Genomic DNA, 10,049 nt, shown 5'->3' with positions numbered 1-10,049 from the left:
AATGTCCAAAAACATCAGCAGGGGAGGATACAGCAACGGTTAAGAAGTTAGCACCTTCTAAATAAGAACTAGCTAAACCGTGAGTGTACCAAGAAGTAACGAAGGTAGTACCAGTTAGCCAACCACCGAGTGCAAGATAGGCACAAGGGAATAGTAGGATACCAGACCAACCAACGAATACAAATCGGTCTCTTTTGAGCCAGTCATCAAGGGTATCAAATAACCCTCTTTCCGGCACACGTCCGACTGCAATGGTCATAATCTTTCTTTTTTTAACTTGTCAAGTTTTACTTTTTTGTCTCTCTTATTATTATCAGAGACGATGTTGCTACTCAGCAATATTACTGATGTGCAATTAACTTTTCTTAATATAGCATGAGTTAGTAGTTAGTCTAACCTTGTTTAAAGATACGATTCAGGTATGCTTTTAAACTTGCTCTTTCTATTTTTAGCAAATTTTTTAACAAATTGTCACAATTTTCTCAGAGAAAATTTATTTTTCCTTTGTCATATCCGAAGTATATTTTACCTTTAGAATTTAGAATGAAGATTTTACCATTGCAAAAGTGCCTATTGGAAGAGTGCATCCATCGTTGCCCATTGCCCATTGCAAGAGTGCCCATTGCAAAAATGCATCGTTGCCACAATTTAGGCAAAAAAATCACACTACAAAAATATATTTACCCTTGGTAAACGGTGTTTAAAACTGCATAATATTTCCCATGAAATTGTACCTATAGTGTTTGCCCAATCATCAGCAGTAATTTCTAAATTCTTTTCTTTTCCTAATAAAGTAACAATTTCGCCTACTTCTAAATCAGGAAAATCCGTGACATTTAACATTATTTGATCCATAGTAATATTCCCAATTTGATCTGCAAACTTACCTTGAATTATTACTTTCATTTTATTTGATAATAAACGAGGAATACCGTCAGCATAACCAATGCCTACAACTGCCATTTTTATAGGACGATCGCATTTAAAAGTATGACTGTAACTAACACCAGTATGGGGAGGTAAAGTTTTAATTTGTGTAATACGAGCTTTAACTTCTAAGACAGGTTGTAAATTAACTTTGTCCTTGAGATGAGGTGCAGGAGAAATACCATATAAAGCTAAACCAACTCTTACCATATCATAATGTAACTGGGGATGGCTTAAAGTACCAGCAGAATTAGCTAAATGTAAAATGGGGATATTGATACCATTGGTTTTTAAGGCTGAAATTGCCTCCTGAAAACGAGAATGTTGTAACTCCATCATGGAAGTATTAACATCATCGGCGGTGGCTAAATGGGAATAAATACTGGATAGATGTAAAGGGGGAAATTGTTGAATATATTTAACAAAATCTACGGCATGATACCAATGAGTGCCAAGCCTTGACATTCCGGTATCTAACTTAAGATGTACTGGTAAAGTAGCGTTAAGGGAGTGTAAAGTTTGTGCAAAAATCAAAGCCTGTGACGGTGTACATAAAGTAGGCTCTAAGTTATATTTTACAATATCTTTGACTTCATCTGCGGTATTAATAGCACCTAAAATCATGATTGATGCAGTAATACCAGCTTCTCGTAAGGCGATACCTTCGGATAAAGTAGCAATGGCTAAAGAATCTACTCCTGAGTTTAACAAAGTTTTGGCAACTTTTACCGCACCATGACCATAAGCATCAGCTTTGATAACTGCCATTAAGTGAGTTTCAGGGTTTAAAAATGCTTTGAGTGCTTTGACATTATTAATTAAGGCTTGATGATTAATATTAAGCCATGCCCGTTGTTGTTGATTTTGAGAATAAAAATAATTCACAGTGACAATTGTCATTAAAGACCTAACTAATATTCATGTTAAAGTAATAGGTAAATTTTTCGAGATAAAAATGTAAAATTTATGGTTGTTGCTAATCCAATTCAAAAAAAGTTAAGTTTAGAGGATTTTCTCCAATTACCAGAAACGAAACCAGCATCAGAATTTATTAACGGTGAAATTAGACAAAAACCGATGCCTCAAGGAAAACATAGTTTAATACAAGTAAGATTAAGTAATTTAATTAATAATTTAGCCTTAGACAATAAAATTGCTTATGCTTTAACAGAAATTCGTTGTATTGTTAGTGCTCGTGTAATTGTGCCTGATATTGGAGTTTTTTTATGGGAAAATTTACCAAAAACAGACAATGGAGAAATAGCTAATAAATTTATAATTCCTCCTGATTGGATTATTGAAATTTTATCACCTGAGCAATCCACAAATAAAGTTATTGAAAAGATATTATTCTGTTTAAATCAAGGAACAAAATTAGGTTGGTTAATTGATTGCGATGATCAATCGGTGATGGTGTTTCAACAAAATAAATTACCAGAAATTAAATATAAAGAAGAAATTTTAACAGGATTAGATATATTGTCGGAGTGGAATTTAACGGCAGAAATAATGTTTAATTGGTTTAAAATTTAGGTATATTTAAGATAGTACTAAAAACTATATAAAATATACCATATTCATTAGATAGGAAAATTGTCACGGTGGGAAGAAAATGTCACAATAAAAAGTAATAATTCTTAATATTTTTCGCAATCATAATGTCAGATAAAAAGAAAATTGTTGTAATTGGTGCAGGATGGGCGGGTTTAGGTGCAACGTATCACCTTGTGAAGCAGGGTTATGATGTCACCTTACTAGAAGCCTCACCCTATGCTGGAGGATTAGTCGCAGGATGGAAAACGCCTCAAGGAAGGAGTATAGAAGCAGGAATACATGGTTTTTGGTATCCTTATCAAAATATTTTTCGCCTTGTCAGAGAATTAAAATTACATCCTTTTACCCCTTTTACACGCTCAAATCAATACTCTCCCTTTGGTTTAGAGGCATCATCACCTATTTTCCAAGAAAAACCGATATTACCTTCTCCTTTAGGCACGTTTATTTATCCTGAATTTTACCGTTTACCGTTAGTCGATCGCCTTTCTGCATTACCCTTAATGTATGGGTTGGTGGATTTTGACAACTCTCAAGAAGCATGGTACAGATACGATAAAGTGACAGCAAGGGAATTATTCAGACAATATGGGGTATCAGAAAGATTATATAACGAATCCTTTGAACCAATGTTATTAGTAGGTTTATTTGCACCCGGAGAGCAATGTAGTGCAGCAGCAGCATTAGGAATGTTATATTATTTTATTCTTGCCCATCAACCGAATTTTGATGTTGTCTGGTGTCGTGGCACGGTAGGAGAAAAAATATTTCAGCCTTGGATTAAGAAAATAGAGGAGTTAGGAGGCAAAGTTTTAACCAATAAAAGAGTTACAGATATTATGATAGATAGAGAAGGAAAAGCTGGGGGGGTAGTGTGCGCAGAGGAAGTATTCGAGGCGGAGGCAGTAATTTCGGGAGTAAGTGTGACGGGGATGAAAAAAATAGTAAATAATAGTCAAAATTTGGGTAAATATCAAGAATTTCGTCAGTTAAATAACTTAGGGGCCATCGATATTGTAGCAGTAAGATTATGGTTTGATAAAAGAATTAATATACCCTTGCCGTCTAATGCTGGTTTTGGTTTTGATAGAACAACAGGGTGGACATTTTTTGATCTTAACACCCTTCATGACCAATATAAAGAGGAAGAAGGAAGTGTTATAGAAGTTGACTTTTATCATGCCAATCAATTATTACCGATGAGTGATGAAGAGATTATTAAAAAAGTACATCAAGATTTAATTCTCTGTATTCCTGATTTTGTCAGTGGAAAAATTGTTGATTATAGTGTAGTAAGAGTGCCTCAAGGAGTGACTCACTTTGCACCTGGAAGCTATCAGCATTTATTAAAAGTAAATACGAGTATTCCAAACTTATTTATGAGTGGTGATTGGATTATAACAAATCATGGTTCATGGTCTCAAGAAAAAGCCTATGTAACGGGGTTAGAGGCGGCAAATCAAACAATTAATTACTTTAAGGAAGGTAAAAGTGCTAATATTATTCCGGTAGAAAAAGATGAACCCCATATAGAAATTGCTAGAATTATAAATAGAAATATCCGTAGTTTAACAAAGGGTTTTTTACCAGATTTTTAGTTAGGATAATAATTGAGAATTGATAGTTTAAATATTAGTGACTTAAAAAATGACAAATTTATTTCTTTTCCTCTTTCCCTCTTTGCGTATTTGTCTATTTGTACCTTTGTGCCTTTGCGCCTTTGCGAGACAAAAATCAAACGTTAATAAATATAACCAATAAATTAGGAGTATAATTAAATTATGTTTAGCAAAAACAATCCAGAAAAACAATCGAATAATCCGAAAGTTGAAGATTTAATGATTAACAATACTTCTGAATCTTTAAAGACAGAATTATCGGAAATAGAGCAACAACCAACAGTGAAATTAGTAGAAAAAATTAGCAGTATTTTATCACCTTATTTTGTTGTTATTGTGGGCTTATATTTATACGATAATAATTTTTTATTTGGTACAATTTTAATTTTAGTGGGGATTCTTTCCTTACTAAAAATTTCCTATGAAGATATTGGGGGATGGGGAGAAAAAATTAAAAGTATTTTTAACCAAAACAAAATTAATTCTTGATAAATAGTGAAGAATTTAAGTAGCAATAGATTTCACAAGTATATTTGATAGTTGGTGCAAGATCTGAGTAAAATGAGAACTGACACCGTAGCAGAATATCAAAAAAAATAACTATGACTGAAGTCAGCAAGAATAAAACCCTAGAAGCAATGAAAAATTTTGCAGAGCAATATGCTAAACGTACAGATACTTACTTTTGTGTAGATCCATCTGTTACGGCAGTAGTGATTCAAGGGTTAGCCCATCATAAGGAAGAATTAGGTTCTCCTCTTTGTCCCTGTAGGCACTACGAAGATAAAGAAGCAGAAGTGAAAAATACTTTTTGGAATTGTCCGTGTGTACCGATGAGAGAAAGAAAAGAATGTCATTGTATGTTATTTATTACACCCGATAATGAATTTTCAGGGGAACAACAGCAAATTTCTTGGGAAGACTTACAATCAGTGAAGATGTAAGATAGTAAACAATAGTCTTGAATTCCTAATTCCTGCAGTTTCCTACTTTCCTAATTCAGTATCCTTTACTAAAATTTTAATCTTCATGATCCTCAAAAGGATCGCTTAATTCTGCCGAGGGAGGTCCAAAAGCGATATATATTGCATATCCTGTAAAAGCGATTAAGACGGCTACAAGAGTAAATCCGATAATTGTGGCAGTTTCCATAAGTGCTATTTGTTTGTTAAATAAGAGTCTTCTTACTCTATAATATTACGACAGATAAGAAAAATAATTGTAATATCTAAGGTTAAATATGTCACAACGTACTCGTTTAGGCGATATTCTCAAGCCTCTTAATTCAGAATATGGTAAAGTTGCTCCCGGATGGAGTACAACTCCTTTAATGGGAGTATTTATGCTCTTATTTTTGGTCTTTTTATTGATAATTTTACAAATTTACAACTCTTCTCTTTTACTTGAAGGTGTAAGTGTTGACTGGAGTACTCTTGGTCAATAAGATTAAAATTATTGATTGTTGATGGTTAATTTATTATTCAAGTTTAATTATAATGAATGTTTTTGGTATTGGACTTCCCGAAATGATTTTAATTTTCGTGGTAGCTTTATTGATTGTTGGACCGAAAAAATTACCCGAAATTGGCAGAAGTTTAGGTAAAACTATTAAGGGATTTCAAGAGGCTTCAAAAGAGTTTCAAGAAGAGTTTAAAAAGGAAGCTCAAAACATTGAAGAAACTGTTTCTATGAATGCCAAACTAGAACCTAGTAAAGAAAAGGATCAAAATGTATCTACTTCTGAAAAAGTTAATTAATTTAAAAATTGATAGTGTCTAATTCCATAATATTACTGGACTTTTGGACAAAATATTAGGTTTGAATTGAGCGGTTAATGTTAATGAGTAATTATTCATTATCAATTATCAATTATTAATGGTTGAAAATATGCTGATTTCCCGTGCACCTGTTAGAATTAGCTTTTTCGGGGGGGGCACTGATTACCCTGAACATTTTTTACGTCATGGTGGTGCGGTTTTAGCCACTGCCATTGATAAATTTTGTTATCTGACGGCTAGTCCGTTTCCTAGTCATTTATTTGACTATACGATGCGTTTGTCTTATCGTCAGGTAGAATTAGTTAAGAATCTGGCAGATATTGAGCATCATGTCTATCGTGAATGTTTAAAGTTTTGCGGTTTAGAGCGAGATATTGAATTACATAATGTCGCTGATTTACCAGCTTTTACGGGGTTAGGATCTTCTTCAACTTTTACAGTTGCACTACTTCACGCCCTCCATAGTTTTAAAGGGGAGTTTGTGCGCCCGTTAGATTTGGCTTATGAGGCGATTTATGTTGAAAGACAATTATTACAGGATCAAGTCGGTTGTCAAGATCAATTAATGGCGGCGGTGGGGGGTTTTAATTTAGTCGAATTTCGTACAGAAACCGATATTATTGTCCATCGTGTGCCGATTTCACCCCAACGGTTAGCTGAATTTGAGCAACATCTATTTGTCGTTTTTACGGGCATTAAAAGACGTGCTTGTGAAGTTGTCGCTCATCAATTAAAAAAAGTAGCTGATAATACAGAAATTTTAAAAGATATGCGCATCATGGTTGACGATGGTTGGAATATTCTTACCAGTAATCAATGTTTTTCAGCTTTTGGTAATTTGTTACATCAAGCATGGATGGCAAAACGTAGTTTATCTCAAGTAATTTCTAATCCTGAGATTGATCAACTTTATCAACAAGGCATAGATGCTGGGGCCTGGGGCGGCAAGTTATTAGGGGCTGGTGCTGGAGGTTTTATTCTCTTTTTTGCCCCTCCTGAAGCTCATTCTCGTTTACAATCGGTTTTTTGCGATCGCCAAGTATTACAAGTAAAAGTTAATGCCCCGGGTTCGGAAATAATTTTTTCATGATAATTTTAGATTAATTCAGAGATATTTTTGGTTGATAAAACTTGATTAACATAGTGATAATTTCCATCAGAGAAATTAAAGGATGAGTTTCATTTTCTCTTACTTCGTCAATGAGAATATCTAAAAAAATTCGCAAGTTGATCGAAATCCTTAAGATTAACAGTTACTATAGTTTAATTAAATTGAATTTACGTTGATCGATGATGAAAGAATTACCTAAATGGGTATCTTTAACCTTATATAATTTAAAAGGTTTTATCGTTATCGATGTCAAAAATTTAAAATATAGGTTACAATTCGTGAAAGCATTAATTCTATCGGGAGGAAAAGGTACTCGCTTACGTCCTCTTACTTATACTGGTGCAAAACAGTTAGTACCCGTTGCCAATAAACCTATTCTTTGGTACGGTATAGAAGCCTTAGTTAAGGCAGGAATTACTGATATAGGTATTATCATCAGTCCTGAAACGGGTATAGAAATCCAAAACAAAACAGGGGATGGTAGTATTTTTGGGGCGAGTATTACTTATATCCTTCAAGATAGCCCTGATGGTTTAGCCCATGCCGTGAAAATTGCCCAACCTTTTCTAGGGGATTCCCCTTTTGTTATGTATTTGGGCGATAATTTAATTGCTGACGAATTGTCTCAATATTTAGAAGAGTTTAAAACTAAAAATTTAGATGCTTTAATTCTTCTGAGAAAAGTATCTAATCCTTCAGCTTTTGGAGTAGCTAAAATTAATGCAGAAGGAGAAGTTTTAGAGTTAGTTGAAAAACCACAAAATCCTCCTTCAAATTTAGCTTTAGTCGGCATTTATTTTTTCTCTCCTTTAATTCATCATGCCATCGCCAAGTTAAAACCTTCTGCCAGAGGAGAATTAGAAATCACAGATGCTATTCAATGCTTATTAGTTGAGCAAAAATTAGTATGTGCAAGACAACTAAAAAACTGGTGGTTAGATACTGGTAAAAAAGATGATTTACTAGAAGCAAATAGGATAATTTTAGATACCAATTTAACCACAGAAAATTTAAGTAATATTGAAGATAATAGTCAAATAATAGGTAGAGTAAAAATAGGTCAAAATACAAAAATTATTAACTCAACAGTCCGAGGACCAGTTATTATTGGGGATAATTGTTATCTTGAAAACTGCTTTATTGGCCCTTATTCAAGTATTGCTAATAACGTTAAATTAAGTGAGGCAGATTTGGAGCATAGTGTGATTTTAGAGTCAGCAGAAGTCATAGGTATTCAACAAAGAATTGTTGATAGTGTTATTGGACAACGTGCTAAAATTTATCTAGCCTTAAAACGTCCAAAAGCAGTAAGTTTTATGATAGGAGATGACTCTCAAATTGAACTAACATAGTCTTTTTATAATAAGAAAATCTCCGGCTTATTCTCCTAGTATTCTTCAAACATAAAATACAGTATTGTTTTTGATTACTTATTAACTGTTGGTTGTTTTTTTTCCTGCAACTGTAAACGAATTTGACTATGATATTCTCTAGTAATCGGATAAAAATAAGCTAGTATTATTCCCCCTAATAAAACTACCGCAGGTAAAGGTGCAACTACGAGACGAATTGCCCATAATGCACTTTCTGGTTGAATGGGAATTTCTCCTCCTTCAATGGGTTTTATAAAGCCTGAAGCCTCTAGGGCAATACCAACTAAAAATAGTCCAAATGCCAATCCAAATTTTTGTAATAATACCATAAATCCGTAAAAAATTCCTTCTCTTCTTTCCCCAGTATTTAATTCATCTAAATCAATAACATCAGGTATCATTGACCAAGGAATTAAATAAGCAACAGATACACCACAACCAGCTAATATTGCTAAACCATATAATAAAAATGTTTGTCCGGGTTGCACTAAAAATAAACCAATTTGAGCGATAATCCAAATAGTTGAACCGAGAAAATAGACGATTTTTTTATCTAGTTTATTACTTATTTTTTGCCATACAAATAACATTACTAATGCCGTTCCTTGCACAGCGATCGCAACTTTAGGAAACTCAGCATCAGGTAATCCCATCCAATTAACTACAAAATAGAGTAAGATAGAAGCGGTTAATTGTACGGCTAACCATGAACATAGATAAATACCAATTACATAAAGAAAAGGGCGATTTTCAAAAACTATTTTTAATTGTTGAAAAAAGGTTAAATTATTATTGATATTTTCTTCGGTATTTCCTAAAGGTGGTTGCAATAAATGAGGCTCAGTTTTGGCTATAATTAAACTCCATGCCATGAGAGCAATAAAAGCTCCGATTAATAAACAAATAACGGCGGTTAAACTATCTTCTCCTGAGTTGGAATTAATTAAAGTAAATAAACTATAAAGAATAAATATTGTGGCGATACCAATAAAAATAAAAGCAGTAATTTTTCTTTGTTGAGTGTTTAATAAAGGTTGATAACCTCTTTCTTTAATAATCAGGGGACACCAAAATAATGGTAAAGTAGAAAAAATAGTAGAAATTACTCCCAAAATGAGATATTTTTCTTGATTATTACCTTGGTAAACTTGAAAAATTGCCCCGGCTAAAATTAAAGAAAGAATACTCGCACCGATAGAAAAACTAAACCGAAAACTGTTTAAGCTAGTGCGTTCATTATAATCTTGAGTTAACTCTGGTGTTAAGGCTTGGTAAGGTAAATTTACTGATGTATAAAAGATATTAAAAACAATCCCAATTATCATATAATAAATAAATAAAAGATTGTTATTAAAAGAAGGATTATCGCTAAATTTAGGCACTATCCACTGTAAAAAAAAGGTTATTCCAAAGGGTATGGCCGCCATTATCATCCAAGGAATACGCCTCCCCCATTTTGTTTGAGTGCGATCGCTAAAAACTCCTATAATTGGATCATTGATGGCATCAGAAATTTTACCTACAAATAAAATACTTCCTGCAATACCAGGACTTAAACCGGCGACATTGGTAAAAAAAGGCATCAGGAAGAATACTAAAATGTTAGCAGTTAAAGCAGGTCCAATATCTCCGGCACCAAAAGCTAATTTTGTGGTTAAATTGAGTTTTTCTGATGATTGAATTGATG

Annotated in this window: 12 protein-coding genes and 1 pseudogene; 8 read left to right on the top strand and 5 right to left on the bottom strand. The window is 33.3% G+C overall.

The genetic code is table 11. From position 1 onward, the window contains the following. Both FWJ34_RS15205 and alr read right to left on the bottom strand, forming a co-directional pair. A pseudogene (locus FWJ34_RS15205) lies at positions 1–259 on the bottom strand (photosystem II D2 protein (photosystem q(a) protein)); the annotation flags it as partial. Positions 260–666: 407 nt separating this feature from the next. Beyond that, entirely contained in the window at positions 667–1,827 is a 1,161-nt protein-coding gene (gene alr / locus FWJ34_RS15200; RefSeq protein ID WP_308256183.1) for an alanine racemase, read from the bottom strand. A gap of 66 nt (positions 1,828–1,893) precedes the next feature. Between alr and FWJ34_RS15195 the strand changes: the two genes are divergently transcribed. The 4 genes from FWJ34_RS15195 to FWJ34_RS15180 all read left to right on the top strand — a co-directional run bounded on the left by FWJ34_RS15195 (position 1,894) and on the right by FWJ34_RS15180 (position 5,044). Next, positions 1,894–2,460 (top strand): Uma2 family endonuclease, encoded by a 567-nt coding sequence (locus tag FWJ34_RS15195; RefSeq protein WP_308256182.1) that lies wholly within the window; start codon positions 1,894–1,896, stop codon positions 2,458–2,460. 125 nt (positions 2,461–2,585) lie between these two features. Then, positions 2,586–4,079, top strand: coding sequence for an FAD-dependent oxidoreductase (locus FWJ34_RS15190; protein WP_308256181.1), 1,494 nt, complete (start codon positions 2,586–2,588; stop codon positions 4,077–4,079). A gap of 183 nt (positions 4,080–4,262) precedes the next feature. Then, positions 4,263–4,589 carry a hypothetical protein gene (locus FWJ34_RS15185; protein ID WP_308256179.1) on the top strand — a complete coding sequence of 109 codons (327 nt, stop codon included), beginning with the start codon at positions 4,263–4,265 and terminating at the stop codon, positions 4,587–4,589. 113 nt (positions 4,590–4,702) lie between these two features. Further along, entirely contained in the window at positions 4,703–5,044 is a 342-nt protein-coding gene (locus FWJ34_RS15180; protein ID WP_308256178.1) for a ferredoxin-thioredoxin reductase catalytic domain-containing protein, read from the top strand. Positions 5,045–5,120: 76 nt separating this feature from the next. Here FWJ34_RS15180 and psbN read toward each other — a convergent pair whose 3' ends face one another. Continuing rightward, positions 5,121–5,252 (bottom strand): photosystem II reaction center protein PsbN, encoded by a 132-nt coding sequence (psbN, locus tag FWJ34_RS15175; protein WP_308256177.1) that lies wholly within the window; start codon positions 5,250–5,252, stop codon positions 5,121–5,123. An 88-nt stretch (positions 5,253–5,340) separates the two neighbouring features. On the opposite strand from psbN, the gene psbH reads away from it, so the two are divergent. The 3 genes from psbH to FWJ34_RS15160 all read left to right on the top strand — a co-directional run bounded on the left by psbH (position 5,341) and on the right by FWJ34_RS15160 (position 6,968). After that, complete coding sequence (psbH, locus tag FWJ34_RS15170) at positions 5,341–5,544, top strand: photosystem II reaction center phosphoprotein PsbH (protein WP_308256176.1); 204 nt, start codon at positions 5,341–5,343, stop codon at positions 5,542–5,544. Positions 5,545–5,596: 52 nt separating this feature from the next. Then, entirely contained in the window at positions 5,597–5,857 is a 261-nt protein-coding gene (locus tag FWJ34_RS15165) for a TatA/E family twin arginine-targeting protein translocase (RefSeq protein WP_308256175.1), read from the top strand. 130 nt (positions 5,858–5,987) lie between these two features. Beyond that, positions 5,988–6,968 carry a GHMP kinase gene (locus tag FWJ34_RS15160; RefSeq protein ID WP_308256187.1) on the top strand — a complete coding sequence of 327 codons (981 nt, stop codon included), beginning with the start codon at positions 5,988–5,990 and terminating at the stop codon, positions 6,966–6,968. A 10-nt stretch (positions 6,969–6,978) separates the two neighbouring features. Here FWJ34_RS15160 and FWJ34_RS15155 read toward each other — a convergent pair whose 3' ends face one another. Continuing rightward, positions 6,979–7,104, bottom strand: a complete 126-nt coding sequence (locus FWJ34_RS15155) for a hypothetical protein (protein WP_396231997.1) — start codon at positions 7,102–7,104, stop codon at positions 6,979–6,981. A gap of 163 nt (positions 7,105–7,267) precedes the next feature. Between FWJ34_RS15155 and FWJ34_RS15150 the strand changes: the two genes are divergently transcribed. Continuing rightward, positions 7,268–8,341, top strand: coding sequence for a glucose-1-phosphate thymidylyltransferase (locus tag FWJ34_RS15150; protein ID WP_308256185.1), 1,074 nt, complete (start codon positions 7,268–7,270; stop codon positions 8,339–8,341). 74 nt (positions 8,342–8,415) lie between these two features. Here the strand turns inward: FWJ34_RS15150 and FWJ34_RS15145 are convergent, their stop codons facing one another. Next, positions 8,416–10,044, bottom strand: coding sequence for an MFS transporter (locus tag FWJ34_RS15145; protein ID WP_308256184.1), 1,629 nt, complete (start codon positions 10,042–10,044; stop codon positions 8,416–8,418). Positions 10,045–10,049 lie beyond the last annotated feature (5 nt).

The organism is Geminocystis sp. GBBB08 (assembly GCF_016743215.1).
Classification (GTDB): domain Bacteria; phylum Cyanobacteriota; class Cyanobacteriia; order Cyanobacteriales; family Cyanobacteriaceae; genus Geminocystis.
This window is presented reverse-complemented; position numbering and strand designations above follow the sequence as displayed.